This is a genomic window from Streptomyces finlayi (genome assembly GCF_014216315.1).
GTDB classification, from domain to species: domain Bacteria; phylum Actinomycetota; class Actinomycetes; order Streptomycetales; family Streptomycetaceae; genus Streptomyces; species Streptomyces finlayi_A.
On sequence record NZ_CP045702.1, the window covers coordinates 4,246,852 to 4,263,366 of the forward strand.

The 16,515-nt window shown below is 66.3% G+C and carries 16 protein-coding genes and 1 pseudogene; 13 read left to right on the forward strand and 4 right to left on the reverse strand.

Features of this window, described 5'->3' with window-relative positions:
• Positions 1 to 541: 541 nt before the first annotated feature.
• Positions 542 to 778 (reverse strand): annotated as a pseudogene (locus tag F0344_RS35935) (hypothetical protein); the annotation flags it as partial.
• Positions 779 to 1,179: 401 nt separating this feature from the next.
• Here F0344_RS35935 and F0344_RS19605 point away from each other — a divergent pair.
• From F0344_RS19605 to F0344_RS19640, 8 genes are all read left to right on the forward strand, one after another.
• Positions 1,180 to 2,418: a helix-turn-helix domain-containing protein gene (locus tag F0344_RS19605; RefSeq protein ID WP_185300016.1), complete on the forward strand. Its 1,239-nt coding sequence runs from the start codon at positions 1,180 to 1,182 to the stop codon at positions 2,416 to 2,418.
• Between the two features lie 108 nt (positions 2,419 to 2,526).
• On the forward strand, positions 2,527 to 2,967 hold the full coding sequence (locus tag F0344_RS19610; RefSeq protein WP_185300017.1) for a hypothetical protein: 441 nt from the start codon (positions 2,527 to 2,529) through the stop codon (positions 2,965 to 2,967).
• Positions 2,967 to 3,161 carry a hypothetical protein gene (locus F0344_RS19615; protein ID WP_185300018.1) on the forward strand — a complete coding sequence of 65 codons (195 nt, stop codon included), beginning with the start codon at positions 2,967 to 2,969 and terminating at the stop codon, positions 3,159 to 3,161. Before F0344_RS19610 ends, F0344_RS19615 begins: the two co-directional genes overlap by 1 nt.
• A 212-nt stretch (positions 3,162 to 3,373) precedes the next feature.
• Positions 3,374 to 4,378, forward strand: coding sequence for a hypothetical protein (locus F0344_RS19620; RefSeq protein WP_185300019.1), 1,005 nt, complete (start codon positions 3,374 to 3,376; stop codon positions 4,376 to 4,378).
• Between the two features lie 79 nt (positions 4,379 to 4,457).
• On the forward strand, positions 4,458 to 5,990 hold the full coding sequence (locus tag F0344_RS19625; protein ID WP_185300020.1) for an amino acid permease: 1,533 nt from the start codon (positions 4,458 to 4,460) through the stop codon (positions 5,988 to 5,990).
• Entirely contained in the window at positions 5,990 to 7,420 is a 1,431-nt protein-coding gene (locus F0344_RS19630) for a glutamine synthetase family protein (RefSeq protein WP_258050010.1), read from the forward strand. The genes F0344_RS19625 and F0344_RS19630 overlap by 1 nt, the downstream gene beginning before the upstream one ends.
• A gap of 31 nt (positions 7,421 to 7,451) precedes the next feature.
• The gene (locus F0344_RS19635; protein WP_185300021.1) at positions 7,452 to 7,952 is read left to right on the forward strand and encodes a LuxR C-terminal-related transcriptional regulator; all 501 of its coding nucleotides are present in this window, start codon (positions 7,452 to 7,454) and stop codon (positions 7,950 to 7,952) included.
• A 21-nt stretch (positions 7,953 to 7,973) separates the two neighbouring features.
• Positions 7,974 to 8,615 (forward strand): 3-deoxy-manno-octulosonate cytidylyltransferase, encoded by a 642-nt coding sequence (locus F0344_RS19640; RefSeq protein WP_185302776.1) that lies wholly within the window; start codon positions 7,974 to 7,976, stop codon positions 8,613 to 8,615.
• Between the two features lie 132 nt (positions 8,616 to 8,747).
• On the opposite strand, the gene F0344_RS19645 is transcribed toward F0344_RS19640, so the two are convergent.
• The gene (locus F0344_RS19645) at positions 8,748 to 9,263 is read right to left on the reverse strand and encodes a hypothetical protein (RefSeq protein ID WP_185300022.1); all 516 of its coding nucleotides are present in this window, start codon (positions 9,261 to 9,263) and stop codon (positions 8,748 to 8,750) included.
• A 657-nt stretch (positions 9,264 to 9,920) separates the two neighbouring features.
• Positions 9,921 to 10,328 (reverse strand): hypothetical protein, encoded by a 408-nt coding sequence (locus F0344_RS19650; RefSeq protein ID WP_185300023.1) that lies wholly within the window; start codon positions 10,326 to 10,328, stop codon positions 9,921 to 9,923.
• Between the two features lie 273 nt (positions 10,329 to 10,601).
• On the opposite strand from F0344_RS19650, the gene F0344_RS19655 reads away from it, so the two are divergent.
• On the forward strand, positions 10,602 to 11,837 hold the full coding sequence (locus F0344_RS19655; RefSeq protein ID WP_185300024.1) for an MAB_1171c family putative transporter: 1,236 nt from the start codon (positions 10,602 to 10,604) through the stop codon (positions 11,835 to 11,837).
• Between the two features lie 264 nt (positions 11,838 to 12,101).
• Positions 12,102 to 12,728 (forward strand): HAD-IA family hydrolase, encoded by a 627-nt coding sequence (locus F0344_RS19660; RefSeq protein ID WP_185300025.1) that lies wholly within the window; start codon positions 12,102 to 12,104, stop codon positions 12,726 to 12,728.
• Positions 12,729 to 12,917: 189 nt separating this feature from the next.
• Here the strand turns inward: F0344_RS19660 and F0344_RS19665 are convergent, their stop codons facing one another.
• Positions 12,918 to 13,793 carry a helix-turn-helix domain-containing protein gene (locus tag F0344_RS19665; protein ID WP_185300026.1) on the reverse strand — a complete coding sequence of 292 codons (876 nt, stop codon included), beginning with the start codon at positions 13,791 to 13,793 and terminating at the stop codon, positions 12,918 to 12,920.
• Positions 13,794 to 14,364: 571 nt separating this feature from the next.
• On the opposite strand from F0344_RS19665, the gene F0344_RS19670 reads away from it, so the two are divergent.
• The 3 genes from F0344_RS19670 to F0344_RS19680 are packed head-to-tail and all read left to right on the forward strand — an operon-like array spanning position 14,365 to position 16,419.
• A complete protein-coding gene (locus F0344_RS19670; RefSeq protein ID WP_185300027.1) occupies positions 14,365 to 14,691 on the forward strand; it encodes a transcriptional regulator in 327 nt (108 codons plus the stop codon).
• Position 14,692: 1 nt separating this feature from the next.
• Positions 14,693 to 15,712 carry a hypothetical protein gene (locus tag F0344_RS19675; protein WP_185300028.1) on the forward strand — a complete coding sequence of 340 codons (1,020 nt, stop codon included), beginning with the start codon at positions 14,693 to 14,695 and terminating at the stop codon, positions 15,710 to 15,712.
• Positions 15,712 to 16,419: an ATP-binding protein gene (locus tag F0344_RS19680; RefSeq protein ID WP_185300029.1), complete on the forward strand. Its 708-nt coding sequence runs from the start codon at positions 15,712 to 15,714 to the stop codon at positions 16,417 to 16,419. Before F0344_RS19675 ends, F0344_RS19680 begins: the two co-directional genes overlap by 1 nt.
• Positions 16,420 to 16,515: the final 96 nt, after the last annotated feature.

Below are 16,515 nucleotides of genomic sequence, written 5' to 3' on the forward strand. Positions count from 1 at the left end.
ACCAAGTGAACGTGATCTACGTCATGCTCCGATCGTGTGAGGCGTGGCCTCTTCGGGAGGGACCGCAGAAGCCCTAGGTGGGCGCCGCGACGGTGGAATTTAGTACCAATCACTTGCTTGTGAAGGAGATCGCCGAAATCAAGCGCAGTGGTCACGGTCGTCGGCTGGAATGCTGCGGAACGTCTGCGGGTGGTGGCCGGAAAGCCCCTCATCGACTGGTGCGGCCACGCTTGGACGGGTAACCGTGCGCCGGACTCCATAGGAACGCCCCCTTGCGACTGGGTGTGCAGAGACCATTCCACTCTGCTATCGCCGTGAGCGGACAAGCTGTCCGTAGGAATCTTCTGCAGCAGCCCCTGACGAACAGGATCTGTGTGCTACGGCCCGCATTCCACCGTCCGAAGCAGGCGCGCGAGATGATCCGTGATCGCCTGCACACGCAGTCGCTGTTCGATGACGCCGCCGTGGCCGTCGTGTGCCCTGCACGTCGCTCCCGCCGACTTCCCCTGGGACCTGCCGTCGGCCCCCTCATGTTCTTCCCCGGCGCCCGGCCATCAGGAACGCCGTTGTCCAGGAGCATCGCGCGGATCGCCAGCGGCATCGTGACGCCCGTGCCGCGGGCCGGCAGATGCTCGACCGGGTACCCGACGATCTCCGCAAAGGCCTCCCGGTAGACCTGCCGATCGATCTCGCCGACGTACAGCGGCGTGCGGTCGATGTCCCACAACACGAAGGACCGTTCGGCTTCAGCCGTTCCCGACTCCTTGCCTTCGGCCAGGACGGCACCGCCCTGTGGCTGCGAGCGTGCGTGGGTCCGCACCGGTGCATCAGGTTGGCGCATGCGCCTGGCTACGGTCTGCGACCGGGCGGCGAACGCGGGTTTCCGGCACGTGGAGGAATCGCGCGGACAATCTGTCCGTAGGTAGTTCGCTGCGCACCTCTTGACTGGGGAGCGACAGTCCTACTCACCCTCTGCCCGCATCGTCCCGACATGCCCCACTTCGACCACTCGGTCGGAGGTCCGGTAGGGAGATGCAAGCTACCTCTGGTCGGTTCTGCAGTTCCACGTCGGGGGCGCGATGCCATCGGCTCTGTTAACAGTTGGCGACCACGGGCGCAGGCTTGGACATTATCCGTACTCTGATCGAAGTGCTTCATCGCGAAGGGACACGTCCACCGATGACTGAAAACCTGACGCTGGGAGACCGTCTCCGTATCGCTCGCAGGACACGGAAGCTGTCTGCCGCTCAACTGGCACAGAAGGTCGCAGTCTCCCCGAGCTACGTGCAGAAGCTGGAGTCGGGCGCGCGGAAGGCTTCACCCTCACTGGTGCTGGCGCTCGCCAAGGCGCTGCGCTTCGGCCCTGAGGTTCTGACCGGCCAGCCGTACTATGGCGAGCCGGAGGCCGAGGACGGCGTCCATGCCGTCATCCCTGAGCTTCGCCGCCTCCTGCTCTGCTACGACAGCCCCGACGACCTGGAGATCGCTCCCAGGGCGCTGCCCGTGCTCGCCTCGGAAGTCGACCAGGTGGCGGCCCTGCGCCGCGACGCCCGGTACGCCCCGATGGGCCCCCTGCTGCCGCCGATCATCACCGAGTTGACGCACGTGGCCCTCGGCGGTGGCAACGGCGATCAGGGCAAGGCGTTCTGGCACCTGGCGCGCGCCTACCGCGCCGTGAACTCGCTGGCCCACAAGATGGGCCACCACGATCTGTCGAACACGGCGCTGGAGCGGGTCCGTTGGGCGGCTGACCACTCCGGCGACCCGCTGATGCAGTTCACGGCCGGCTACCTGGTCGCAGGGGCGATGCTCCGCCAGGGCGCCTACTCGCCTGCTCGCCGCAAGCTCCTCGCGCTGCGGACCGAGTTGGAGAGGTTCCAGCCGGAGCGATCCTTTACGGATGACGCGCTCGCTGTCGACGGTGCGCTGCTGTTGAAGCTGGCCGTGCTGGAAGCCCGCGAGAACAACTCGGATCGTGCGGATGCGTACCTGCGCGAAGCCGAGCAGGTGGCAGGTATGGCGGGCAACCGTGATTCCCTGGCGTACGAGATGTCGTTCGGTCCGACGAACATCCGCATCCACGAGGTGCACGCGATGATCGACATGGGCGACACCGAGCAGGCTCTCGCCCGCCTCACCGAGTGGTCTCCGGTTTCTGGCGGCGAGTGGACGCCGCCGGCCACGACCGTCGGGGAGCGGTCGAGTCACCACTTCATCGACGTGGCTTCCGCGAAGCTCGCCGTGGGCGACCGGGCTGGTGCCTTCAGCGATCTCAAGCGTGCTCGGAAGGTTGCTCCGAACCACACGCGTTTCCACCCGTCCGTGCGTGAGACCACTGCGGCACTGCTCAGGGTGGACGCCCACCCCTCCAACGAGCTCTCAGCATTCGGCAGTTGGGCGGGTATGAGCTCAACTTGATCTCCTGTCAAGGGGTTTGGCGAGTGAAACCCACGGACAAGCTGTCCGCGCACAGAACTTGCTGAGTGGAATGGTCTCCTTACACATAGTGGTGAGGAGGCCGTTTCCATGTCTGACGCCAATCCAGCAGCTCGTGCGCTACCGCCGCGCTGGATGCCCATCGGTGAAGAGCCCGAGCTGTGCTCCGCGGGCGAATGGTGGGATGCCGTACGCGCTGTGGAGGACCTGGGCCGGCGCGCGATCGAGATCCTCAACGAGGGCGACGAGCCGGTCGGCCCGGTGATCCTGGACGCCGGTGGGCCGGAGCCTCGGCTGTACTTCCTGGTTCCCGTGGGTACCGCGGCCCGCTGGGATGAGCCGGGGACTGTCGCGCTGGGCCAGAAATGCCACGTCGTCGTGCCGTCCGCCGAGAGCACGACACCTCCGGGGATGCACTGGCATGTCCTCCCGAGCGGCCCGCGATCGCTGACCCGGCCCGATGCGCTCCGCCGTGCGCTGAGCCAGGCACGCAGGGAGCGGCGAGGGTCAGCGGAGGAAGCGGCCTCCTGATGGCCCTGAGCATCTCCTTAGTCCTGGTGCTCGGCATCCTCGTGGTCGTTCTGTTCCGTGCGAAATCCGTTAAGCCCGGACCAGCGATCGTCTGCGTGCTCTTCGGGTTCTTCCTGGCGAGTACGTCCATGGCCCCGAACATCAACCGCTTCGTTACCAGCATCGCGGACATGATCGGCCAGATCCGCTTCTAGGACGACTGACTCGGTACCCAGCCTCCCGCCGCTCGGACAGCGGTTCACCCATGCCCTTCGCGGCCTCATCCGCATCCCCCCACCTGCCTAAGGCCCCCGATGACATTCACATCCGTCCAGGAGAGCACGCCACCTCGTATGGTCCGCACGCATCGGAGGAACGGCCCCGATCCCGCTCGCCGGCGTCGCGTCGTCTGTGGCGAGGGACTCTGATGCGTCTCGTGTATCACCCGGCCGGCCACGACGACGACCTGCGCGTCGCCCTAGTCGAGTTAGAGGCTGGCCGTTGGAGAACGGCACGGGAGCTGCTGCTGGATACGGGCACCCGTTGGGGGCTGCGAACGTCACGTACCCAACTGCTGGCGGTGGCAGCGGCCCGCTCGGACGTGGTCGGCGTGTGGCTCGCCGAAGAGCCCGGCAGTTACGACGCGCAACTGATGAACGTGCGCGTGGCCGTCGAGCGGGCGTTGCGTGCACACCGTCAACAGCATCCACAGACCTCGGAGTTCGAGATCAAGGCGCGGCGTGAGGCCTTGCTGACAGCTCGTCGTGCGCAGCACGATCCTGTGCCGTGGGTCTGCCTGGTGGCGTTGGCTCAGATCGACACACGGCAACTGCGGCGTGAACACCGCCTTATATCCGCCGAACCGATGCTGCCCAGTGGTCCGTGGGGACTGCTCTACGAAGTCAACCAGCGGGATCCGTACAACCGCGAGGCCTACCACCGCGTTCTGCAGTTCCTGCTCGCCCTTGAGGGACCGCGCGCGGCTTCCTTGGCCGCGATCTTTGACTTCGGACGGTGGATCGCGTCGCAGCGACCTGTCGGATCGCCACTGCTGCTTCTGCCCGCGTACGCGCAGATCGAGCAGCGTCGGCGATCGCGCGCCGATCCGCTGTGGCGGCGCCAGTGGGCGCACGAGTCGACGCTCGACTGCACGCTGAACGCCTTCCACGACTGGTTCCACAAGACGAACGCCGAGCAGCGTTCGGTGGCTGATCTGAACCTTCTTGCCTATGCGTTGTGGGCGGGCCACCAGTACCTGGAAGCAGCCGAGGTGTTCGAGGCGATGGGCTCGTACGCGGCCCATGAGCCGTGGACTTCGGCCCATGACGGAGCCGCAGGACCAGACCCCGGCGGGGCGCTGCTTCTTCGAGCGCGAGCCGAGTCCCTTTCCTACGCCCGCACCCACAAGCCGCGCGCCGGACCGCACCCGTGATCAACATCGGCTGCCCATCCCGTCCCAGATTGGCATGAACCCGCCCAGTCTCACTTCCCCTGAACCTTGGAGGTCGTCCATGTCCCGTTTGAATTCCACCCACCGTGCCACGCCCCGAAAGCCGGACGATACGTATCTGCGGGAGCTCGGCTACGAGCCCGTACTGACTCGGCGCATGGGACCGTTCGGGAACTTCGCCATCTCCTTCTCCGTCATCAGTGTCCTGTCCGGCTGCATGACGCTGTACGGATTCGGCCTGAACACCGGCGGCCCGTCCGTGATGCTGTGGGGCTGGGTGCTCGTCGGCGCCATGGTGCTGTTCATCGGCGCCGCGCTGGCCGAGGTGACCTCCGCCTATCCGACCTCCGGGGCGCTGTACTACCAGGCGGAGCAGCTCGGCGGTCGTAAGTGGGGCTGGTACACAGGCTGGCTGAATTTGCTCGGGTTGCTCGGCGCGATCGCCGGAATCGACTACGGGGCCGCCTTGTTCACCGGCGCGTTCCTGAACCTGCAGTGGGGTTTCGAGCCGACGCCGGGCAAGATCATGGTGATCTTCCTGTGCATCCTGGCCGTGCATGCCACCTTGAACCTGTTCGGGGTACGGCTGGTCAGCATCCTCAACAGCATCAGCGTGGTGTGGCACCTGGTCGGCGTCATAGTGATCGTCGGTGCACTGGTGATCGTGCCCTCCCACCACCAGTCCGCCGACTTCATGTTCGGCGAGTTCGTCAACAACTCCGGCTGGTCCAGCACCCTGTACGTGGCGGTGCTCGGGCTGCTGCTGGCGCAGTACACCTTCTGCGGCTACGACGCGTCCGCGCACCTGAGCGAGGAGACGACTGACGCCCAGATGTCCGCACCGCGCGGGATCATCCATTCGATCGGCTGGTCGTGGCTGGCCGGTTTCGTTCTGCTGGCCGGGCTCACGTTCGCCATCCAGGACTACGCGGGCACCGTGGGCACGGCGACCGGGGTTCCGCCGGCGCAGATCTTCCTCGACGCGCTGGGCATGGCGAGTGCGAAGGCGTTGCTCCTGGTCGTGATCGCCGCGCAGTTGTTCTGCGGCAACGCCGAGACGGCCGCCGCGAGCAGGATGGTGTTCGCGTTCTCCCGTGATGGGGCACTCCCGGGCTCGCACTTGTGGCGGCAGGTGGACCGTCGTACCGGCACCCCGCGCATGGCCGTGCTCCTGGCCGTCGTGTGCGCCGCCGTACTCGCTCTGCCGAGCATGTACAGCCCGGTCGCGTACGCGGCGATCACCAGCATCAACGTCATCGGCATCACCCCGGCCTACGCGATCCCGATCTACCTGCGCATCAAGAACCGCCGCCGGTTCCAGCCCGGTCCGTGGAACCTCGGCCGCTGGGGCGTGACGGTCGGCACGATCGCGGTGATCTGGGTCGTGTTCGTGACGGTGCTGTTCTGCCTGCCGCAGGTCCGCCCCGCCGGCGGCGCTCTGGTGTCCGTCGAGACCTTCAACTACGCGCCGGTCGTCTTGCTCGTCGTCCTTGCGGCGGCCTGGGGATGGTGGCACAAGCAGGGCAGCTCCTACGAAGTCCCGGCGCAGAACTTCGACCGCTCCGCGAGCACGTACGAAGACGAGGTCGTGTGATGACGGAGGCCGCGACGAGCAATGGCGCTCTGGCCCACCTCAGCACGGCAGCCGCTCCAGCTTCGGGTGGGCGCTCGGAGAAAGGCTTCTCTCTGACTGACCTGCGCAACCTCGTCAAGGCGGGCACGATCGACACCGTGCTGCTGGCCGTCCCCGATCTGCAGGGCAGGCTGAAGGGGAAGCGGTACGACGCGAACCACTTCCTCAAGCGCGTCGCGCATCACGGCGCCGAGGTGTGCGCCTACGTCCTGGCCACCGACGTCGACATGAGCCCGGCGGACGGCTTCGCACTGACCTCGTGGGAGACCGGCTACCAGGATCTGTCCGTGCGACCGGCGCTGTCGACCCTGCGCGTGGTGCCGTGGCTGCCGCGCACCGCCATCGTGCTCGGCGACGCCGTGCTCCATGACGGAACACCCATCGAGGTCTCGCCTCGCCAGATCCTCCACCAGCAGTTGACCCGGTTGTCCCGGCACGGACTGCACCCCAAGGCGGGGATCGAGACCGAGTTTGTCCTCTACAAGGGCACCTACGCGGACGCGGAACAGGCCGGCTATCGGGACCTGCGGCCGTTGACGACGGAGAACCTGGACTACGCCCTCGACCACGATCCGGTCTCCGACCGATTCTGCCGCCGCCTTCAGCGGGCGCTGGCCGGCGCCGGGATGCCCGTGGAAGCGATCAAGACCGAGGCCGGCCTTGGCCAGGTCGAGGTGACCTTTCCCTACGGTGACGCGCTCACCGCCTGCGATCAGCACCTGCTCTTCAAGCACGCGGTGCGCACCCTGGGCTCGCGCGCCGGTCTGGCACCCACGTTCATGGCGGCCCCGGAAACCGGCCGGGCCAACGGCCTGCACCTGCATGTGTCGCTGTGGTCGAAGGCCATCAGCCAACTCAACGAGCCCGGCAGCGACTACGAGCTGTCCCGGATCGGGCAGCATGCCATCGCGGGTCTGCTCACCGGCCTGCCCGAGCTGGCCCTGTTCTACGCGCCCAACGTCAACTCCTACAAGCGGTTCACGCCCGGCTCGTTCGCACCAACCACGTTCACGTGGGGCTACGACAACCGCACCTGCGCGGTCCGGGTCGTCGGCCGGGGCGAAGGTCTGCACTTGGAGATCCGTGTGCCGGGTGCGGACGTCAACCCTTACCACGCCCTGTCCGCCGTCCTGGCGGCGATCGACCACGGTCTTCAGCGGAAGCTCGCCCTTGGTCCCGAAGAGACCGGCAACGCCTACCGCTCGGGTGGGATCCCCGTGCCACCCACCCTCAGCCACGCTCTGACCGCCTTCCAGAACAGCGCCTTCGCGGAGGAAGCCTTCGGCGCCGAGGTGGTCGAGCACTACGCCCGGCTCGCCCACCTGGAACTCGACCACGACCAACGCATAGTCACCGATGCCGAGCGGCAGCGGTGGCTGGCCCGCGCCTGACACCCCCTCCTCCCAGAAAGGATCTACACCCGTGAGTGCCCGACCGGCGCGTCCGTCCCCTCCGCTGCTTGATCTCACACCAGCACAGGCTCGGATCGCCAACAAGATCGCGCAGGGACAGAGCACCGAAACGATCGCCTCCGACCTCACGATCACCGCCGGAACCATCAACGTGCAGATGAAGCACTGCGGCCAGAAACTCGGCGTGCGCGGTCGCGCGGCCGTCGTCCACGCCTGCTACGTCACCGAGCAGCTCCAGCGCCCCGAGAAGGCCGCCTTCCCGGAGGCCTTCTCGGAGACGGAGATCAAGACGTGGCGCATGGTCGCCACCGGTGCGACCTCGAAGGACTACGCGCAGAAAGCCGGCATCAGCCGCGACGAAGCTCTGAGGCGGGTCAGGGCGATGCGAGAGCGCGTCAAGGCGGACAACGACCCGCACCTTGTGACGCTCGGCTGGAGATACGAGGTGCTCGACGAGTCTCTCGTCGAGATGGTCTCAGGCACCGTCCTTCCGGTCCTGGCGCGCAGATGACCAGGTCCCCACCAGCGCTGCCTGGAAGCCAAACGTCTCGACGGTGCCGTCGTGGCGACCGACGACGAACGCATCGAAGCCGCATGTCGCCAACTGGGCATCGAGTACATCCGGACCGGAGAGCACCTCACCGGCACCGATCGCGTCGCGGAGGTCGCCGAGCGCCTGCAAGCCGAGGCGTACATCAACGTGCAGGGCGACGAGCCGTTCATCTCGCCGACCGCCATCGACGTCATCTCCGAGGCCCTGGAGCACCTGCCGTCGAGCACGCTCGCCGTGAACGCCTACACCGAGCTGGACGACCCCGGCGCCGTCTTGGACCACAACGTCGTCAAGGTCGTCATCGCGGCCCACGGCAAGGCCCTTATGTTCTCGCGCCAGCCCATCCCCTACCCGAAGGGTGACCGACCGAAGTATCTCCGCCAGTTGGGCCTCTACGGCTTCACCGGCCCAGCTCTCCAGCGCTTCCGACAGCTCCAGCAGGGGCCCCTGGAGCGCGCCGAGGGAGTGGAGATGCTCCGCTTCGTCGAACACGGACACGCCGTACAGATGGTCCCTGTCCTGGACGACGGGGTAGCAGTGGACACCCCGGAGGATCTTGCGCGAGCCGCGAGCCGCGAGCCTCCTTGCCGAGCAGGCCGGGAGGCTCATCACGAGTGGTAGGTGAGGGTGAGCCGTCGACTCCTAACACAACGTCACGGCGAGACGCCGCGCAAGGGGAGCCTCGTTCAGGCTGCGAAGCGGCGAGAGACAGTGTCCGTTGTCGTAGGGCGTAACAACCCCCGGCCTTAACGCCTACCGCGCCAATACACCGCTGAGCGTTTCTCGCCCCAGCGCTACGAACCGCTCTTCCATCTCCTCGTACAGTTCGATGGCCTCGCTAGCCCGTTGCTCGTCTCCTTCACCGTCGTACAGAAGCTCCACCTCGTGGCACCAGCCCTTCATGGCCGAGGCCAGGTTGTTCGCAGCGCGGGCGACCCTGTCCGGACCATGCAGCCGCACGAGGCTTACAGCTTCGAGGGTGGCCTCGACGGCTGGCCTGAACCCCACGAGGCTGTCACCCACGTTGGGAGACCGCTGAACGCCTCGGGCTGCCTGAAGCGCCACGTGAGCGGTGTAGCCGACTCGATAAGTGCGGCTGCACTCAGTAACGAGGTTCGAATAGGCGACCGCTCTGCCTTCCCTCTCTGACTGACCGCGTTGGGTGCGCCGCTGTTCCGCGCCACCGAGGCGGGTCGTAGCCAGCGTCCCCAGAACGCCGCTGACCGCGCCTACGACAGTCCCGATTAACCCGACCACTGCTCCGTCCATGTCTGCATTGAAGCCGAAGGAAGCCGAGCACGCCCGGCCCTGTGCAAAGCCGACAGGCTGACCTGGCCCGACGGCCCGCGTGGAAGCCACGTGCAGGGACTCAGTCGCTGACGCTCCAGACGAACGCCTGCGCCTTCGAGCGACTCCTGGTCGCTCGAAGGCGGCCGGCACCGTGTGCGCATCGAACTCCACAGGTCGAGGCCCGTGGAGCAGTCGGCTGCGGCGCTCGCCATCGCTGACTACAAACGGGAGTTGGGGTTCGCGTAGAAGAGCCGACGCGTGGCGACGCGATTCTTTGAGAGGCGCCCCCCAGTATCCGAATGGACCTGACAAGTAAACGGAAATGGACCTGACAAAACAGGATGGTCTATGTCCGGGGGCATTCCAAGATCAATTAAGGACGGCCGCCCAAATTCGATCTCGATGGCCCATTTGTGGCCTATCGCACTTAGGTGACCTTCGCTACACACCCCTCCCATGTGGATCACGGTTTCCTGCTTGTAGGGTTAGCCGCAGACGGTGTGCTGGCCGACCACCACGCACCCCAAAGCGCAAGCTCCTGGCTACCAGCGCCTCGCGTACGAGTATCGGGATTGAGCTGGCGGCGAATATCGGCGGAATCTCTAGGGAGCGACTATGCGTTGGCGTCGAGGCCCTTCACAGCGCGCCTTCGTGAAGGAATGCGAGCGACTGCTCGTGGGCCTCCCTATCCCCACCCCTTTCAGCGTTGAGGCTCTGGTGCGAAATATGGAAGTCCTGCTGGGCCGCCAGATTCGGCTCGTGCCACTGGACGACCCCGACGGAGGTCTCGGCGCAGCGTGCGGGCTTCGGGTTAAAGCGCCGGATTTTACGATCATTCTCTATCGTCGCCGGTCGAGTCGAAATCAAACCGAGCACATCATTCTCCATGAGCTCGTACATGAGTGGTTGGACCACGGCACCTGCCTGACGGCTGCCGAGATCGAGCGATACGTCCCTGAACGAATTCGCCAGGAAGTTCTTCGGCGTTTTCCGTCGACTCTGGTCCAGGGGCGAGTCGATTTCGACAGCCCCGAGGAAATGCAAGCCGAGCTGTCGGCCTCGTTGATAAAGCGATTGGCCCGCCGCCAGTCGGCCACAGGAGACGACATGGTAAGCCTTCTAGAAAATTCGCTTGCTCACCCTGTTGCTCCTCCGCGGCGTCGAGTGTAGCCGCGAGCGCTTGGCGAGCACCTAGGCGCAGTTTCCGGCCTAGTGACTTCCGCCGCGCCCCACAGTCCCCTTACCGGCAGTCAAGTCTGCACTCAACCGACCTTGCGGGTCGACAAAATGCAGCCCGCGTAGAGATCCACTGGTTCCGTGTTCGAATACTTTCAATACCTGACTGCGGCAGTCATGACCGTTATCGCCATCTGGCGATTTCCTGCGGTTCGGTATGGCGACTCTCACCGCAGGGCTCTCTGGGGCGGTTATGCGGGTTTTGCCGTCGCCCTGTGTCTCTACACGCCAGCGGCAATGGATGCGGTCGACCGTATTCCTGTGGTGGACCTGAGCGCCCTACTCAGGCACTTTGCCAGTACCGCAGCGATCATGGCAGCCCTGACATACGTCGCCACCAGCTACGGAAAGAGCACAGAGGCGGTCGTGCCTCGGCACGTCGCGGTCTCACGCTGGATTGCCCGCGCATCATATAAGGCGGGGGCAATAGGCGTCATTCTGCTTACGATCCTGTTCTTCACCGTGGTGCATCGCGACAGGCCAAGCCAAAATTTCCTCATCGACCATGCGGGAGAATGGGGAGTCGCGGTCTATATGACCGTATTCTACTTCTTCCCGCTTATCACGACCGCAGTTTGCGGCTACCAGTGGACGAGGGCGGCGCGACAGGCCGAGAGCACAAGCATGCGCGTCGGGCTGGGGTTGATGGGCATTTCGATGTGGATGGGGCTGGTCCATACAGTCGCCCGTATCACCATTCTTTGGGGTGCAGTAGCCTTCCCCCTAAGCCCTTCCACGGTTCAGTTCCTTGTGGATGTCACGTCGATATGGATGGACCTGCTCTTCCTGATCGTTGCCGCGGGGGCGAGTATCCCCACCACCCGTGCTGCAGTAGCCCGGTGGAAGACATGGCAAACCCTCTACAGGACTTATCCGCTCTGGTTTGACCTGGTGCAAGCTTTTCCTGGGACGAGTCTGTACCCCGCCGGAGGGCGCGTTGCGGAACTCATGCACATACGCGTTCCCATCGACGTCCGCCTAGACCGATGGACTCAGGATATTGCTGACGCTTGCGAGAAGCTGCGGCATTACGCTCCACGAAACCTGATGTTCGCCGCAGAGGACATTACCGCCTCGCATTCTGACCCTGAGCCGGCCGCAGAAGCGTATTGGATTAAGGCGGCACTCCTGGCCGCTGACACCACACCAGTCCGTCCGCATGTCGCTGCGCCCTTGAGGGATAAGCCGTTCGTTGACACCGACAGCGAAGCAGCGTGGCTGGTGCGAGTCAGCACCGCTTACTCGCACATCACGACGGATCAAGCACAGGGGCTTCTTCGGCACTCCGCAAGAGCGGAATCCGAAGTGGATCAATAGCAGCAATAAACCGCCTGTCTGGGACTCGGGGGCAGGCGGCATATTGATCTTGGGAGGCGGGCTTGTGAGTGAGATTCGGCACCTTCGACTGCACGAACTGGCCTGGTACCGTGGGTTGAGCGGACTGATAGGCCCTGCTCCGCCCACTAAGTGATGAATGGATTCTGGCCTCGTGACGCACAGTGCTGTCGTCACCATATACAGCCGAGTCCGCGACGCTGTCCGGTCTGGATGGGCGTCCGAAATCAGTAATGGAGTTCCCGCATGTCCAACCGCACCGGTCTCATCCTCGATTTCGGAGGCGTGCTCACCTCCCCCCTGCTGCCTGCCGTGCTCGCCTTCGAGCAGCGCGAGGGTCTCCCGCAGGGCGCCTGCCTCACGGCCCTGTACAAGGACGACGAAGGCGTCCGGATCACCAGCGACCTTGAGCGCGGAGCGGTTTCTCAGACTGAGTGGAACGACTTCGCCGGGAAGATGCTGGGCGTGCCCCCCGACAACCTCATGGGTCGCATCTTCGGTGACCTTCGCCCTGAGCCGCTGCTGATCAACGCGGCTGCGGCGGCGAGGCGAGCCGGGATCAAGGTGGGCATCCTGTCGAACAGCGTGGGGCTGGCCCCGTGGGACCTGTACGACGGCTTCGAGCTTGAGCGGCTGTACGACGTCGTGGTGATTTCTGAGCAGCACCTGTTGCGCAAGCCCGACCCGAGCCTCTTCGAGATCACGCTCAAGCTCATGGATCTGCCGGCCGAGCAGTGCATCTTCGTAGATGACACCGAAGCGTACGTTCAGGCAGCAGAGCAGCTCGGCCTTGCAGGCGTACACAACCAGGACCCGAAGCAGACCGTGGCCACTCTCTCCGAGCTGCTCGGCGTGGACCTCACCGCGTCCTAGCCCGGCGCCGAGCGCGGGACTGTCCGACCAGGCGCGAGCGACATCCGCCTTCGGCCTGAAGCTCCGAGCTCAAGAACAGCGAAGGGACCTCGGCGCTGCCCCATCATGGGGCAGCGCCGAGGTCCCTTCGCTGTTGTCTGCACTAGCCCGGTGGCGGGAGCTTTCGCTCCGGCCCGCTTGCCAACGGATTCACTCCCCGTCCGGCACCTCTGGCAGCTTGTGCTTCAGTTCCCCGACGAGGTCGTTGATGGTGGCCATCATCTCGGCCGAGAGGCCCCCGCTGTTACCGCGGGCAGCCAGACCGAGGATCTGTCCTCGGTGAATCGAGCCGAGGAAGCGGATCGCCTCCAGGAGTTCGCGGGCCGCAGGGTTGACCTCGGCATCGTCCTGGAAGAGGGCCGCGTCAACCTGGAGCGCCTCGGCTAGGCCGGCACGCACTACGTCGGAAGCCTCGGTGGTGACGCCCGTACGAAGGTCGACGATGTCGTCGGTTGTGACGGCTGTCACGCCTGCGTGATCATTGACGACCCGCGCGATTTCCGCGTCAGAGGGTGCCTCCTGGCCCACGTACCCGTGCTGCAGGAGGTAGTTGATCTTCTCGCCGATCGTGCGGGGTGCGGATGCCTGATCGTCACGCGAGGTCCTGGGGCGAAGGCCGAACGAGCAGTCCTGGGCGGCCAGCAATTCCGCTTCGGTCACCCCGTACGCCTCTGCGAGGGGCTGCACGTAAGCATCGCTGAGCCTGCGCCGACCGGATTCGGCGTTGCTCACTGGCACGCGGCTCGTACCGAGGATCGCAGCGGCTTGCGCCACGCTGAGGCCGGCGTCGCACCGCAGGAGCTGCAGGTCCGGCGGGCCGTCATGGGGAAAGAGAGCATCGAGCGGCTGACTCAGCGCCGCTGCAATCGCTGGGAGCTTCTCACCCTTGGGGAAGTCCTGCCCGCTCTCCCATCGCGCGACGGTGGGGCCGCTGACGCCTACCTCGGCGGCCAACTCCTTCTGGCCAAGGTCCTTGCCCCGCCGGACAGCGCGCACGCGACTGCCGTCGAACTGACGTGGGGGCACATGAACTCCTGCGGCGTGGCGGTGGGGCTGGTCGGGGCGGCGTCTGGGACAACTGTAATCCAGGCTTGATACATCCGCAAAATTAACGTACGTTCCTGTATCGCACCTGTTGATCGGGCCCCGATCCTCAAGTGTGCCAGCCCCTGGAGGACCTTCATGCATGTTGCGTTGCCGTGGCGACTAGCGCAACGCCCCATCGCATTCGGTACCCAGTCGTTGTCGGCCGATCGCGGGAGCACCTTCCCCGATACCGGCCGTCGCCAGCCCTGTGCGACGGGTTAGGGCCAGGGATGGACTTGTCCGCGGGTGTCTACGTATGTTCGTCGTCCCCCGCCGGGCAGCGACCCGGGGAGGGGCGGAACGAGCAGGTGGAAGGCAGGGAGGAGGGGGTGGTGCGAATGCGCGCGCACGGTCCGTGAAGTAGCGCAGCAAAGCAAACCGGCGCCCGGGAGCTACCAACTCCCAAGCGCCGGGCCGGCACCCCGAGGGGCGCCAATTCACATCACGCGGGCGGCGGGGCTTCTTGCACGAAAACCGCCGCACCGCACTCCTACGAACAACGGAGTATCGCATGCTCGCCATGCCGAGCGGAACCCCGGCCTGCCCGGACACCGACCGCCAGCGCCGCCTCGCCGCCCAGCTCGCCGACATGATCCCGGGCGCGGCAACTGTCCGGGTCAGTCTCAACGACCCGAAGGAGGCGTGGCCCCACCCGCACGCCATCGTCAAGGACGAGGCCGGGGAGACCCTGGAGCTGGGGCGGACGACCGCCAGGGTCGCAGCCCGCTGGATCCTGCGAGTCTGGCCGGAGGCGGACTGGACTCGGCCGCACACCTTCGACATCGCCGCCGCGACCCTCACCCGCAGCGACCTGGTCGCCGCCGGTCGGGGCCGCTGACATGGCGCGGATACGAACCATCAAGCCGGAGGCATTCGTCTCCGAGTCGCTCGCCGAAGTGAGCGTCGAGGCAGAGCGCACCTTCTTCGGCCTGCTCACTCAGGCCGATGACCACGGTCGCCACCGTGACAACGCCGCGATCATCGCCGGGCTGCTCTGGCCGCTGCGCGCCGAGCACACCTCGGTCCACGTCGAGGACGACCTCCACCAGCTCGCGACCGCCGGTCTGATCTGCCGGTACACCGGCTGCGACGGCCGCCGCTACCTCCACATTGTGACCTGGTCTGCGCACCAGAAGATCGATAAGCCGAGCCAGTCCCGCCTGCCCTCCTGCCCGCAGCACCACGGTGCCGACCGGTGCGGCCCCTGCGGGGGGACCTGCACCAAGCGGGCCGAGGAGTCGCCCACCCCTCCCCGAGGGCTCGCCGAGGCTTCGCCGAACGCTCCCCGAGCCCTCGATCTGCCCGCGCAGCCCGCCGCGACACCTCACGGCCACGCCGACCAGACCCCCACCGTGCAGCAGGGCGCCTTCGACGGCATGGCAGGCGCCCCTAGCCACGCGGACTCGAAAAGCGCAGGTCAGAACGCATTCGCCGAGGGCTCCCCGAACCCTCCCCGAAGCCTCGGAGAGGGCTCGGCGCCTGGATCTAGGATCTTGGATCCTGGATCTCTTATCCCTACGGGGCGCACAGCGCCCGCAGCCACCGTCTCAGCCAACCAGCTGGTCGGCGAGTACATCGCTGCCTGCGACGAGCGTCCGCCCAGCGAGGTGATCGGGCACCTCGGGCGGATCGCCAAGAAGCTCCTGGGCGAGGGCATCGCCCCGGAGCACATCCGGGCCGGACTGCAGAACTTCGCGGCCAACCCCAAGCACCCGAGCGTGCTGACCAGCATGGTCAACGAGGCCATGAACGCGCGATCGGGCGGTTTGGCGCGGCCGGGAATCCGGCCTAACGTGCCCGCTCACCAGGCGTGGACCAACCCGGCCAACGCTGTCGCCGCCTACGCCGAGGAGCTGTGATGCGCACCCGTACCCGCGAACCGCAGACCCTCGGCAGCGAGGGCACCCTGGACCGGATGGCCCGGATCCTGGCCGCCCGCAACATCGACCCGGCAGCCGTCGCCGACCTGACCGACGAGCCCGAGCCCTTCTCCCCGCTGGACGCCCTGTCGGCGGGGATGCCCCCGCGCTACCGGGCCGCCGTCGCCGACCACCCCCAGGTCCTGGCCTGGGCCCGGGACGTCGCCGAGGCAGCCGTCGCCCCCAGCCTGGGAGCCCGGCGACAGGTCACCACCGGCCCCAGCCTGCTGATGGCCGGGGTCGTCGGCGCGGGCAAGACGCACCAGGCGTACGGGGCAGTCCGGCGACTGGTGCAGAGCGGAGTCGGCGTGCGCTGGCGCGCGACCACCGCCGCCGACCTGTACGCCGACCTGCGCCCTCGGCCAGGAGTCGACAGCGAGCGGGAGCTGGCGGCCGTCAGCCGCTGCCCGCTGCTGATCATCGACGACCTTGGCGCGGCCAAGGCCAGCGAGTGGGTCGAGGAAGTGACGTACCGGCTGATCAACCGCCGGTACAACTACGAACTCCCGACGCTGGTCACCACCAACCTGGCGATCAAAGACCTCCGGGCCTACCTCGGCGACCGCATCGCCTCCCGCCTCGCGCAGATGACCACCCGGGTCGAGTTCGAGCCGGTCGACCGCAGACGCCACCGCGCCGCAGCCTGACCCACCGCAGGCCGCCTCGCCGGGCCGCGCCCTCAGCGCGCCGCCCCATGCACCTCCCGACCCAGCGCACCCCTCCGCCGACGCCCCTGCGCGCGG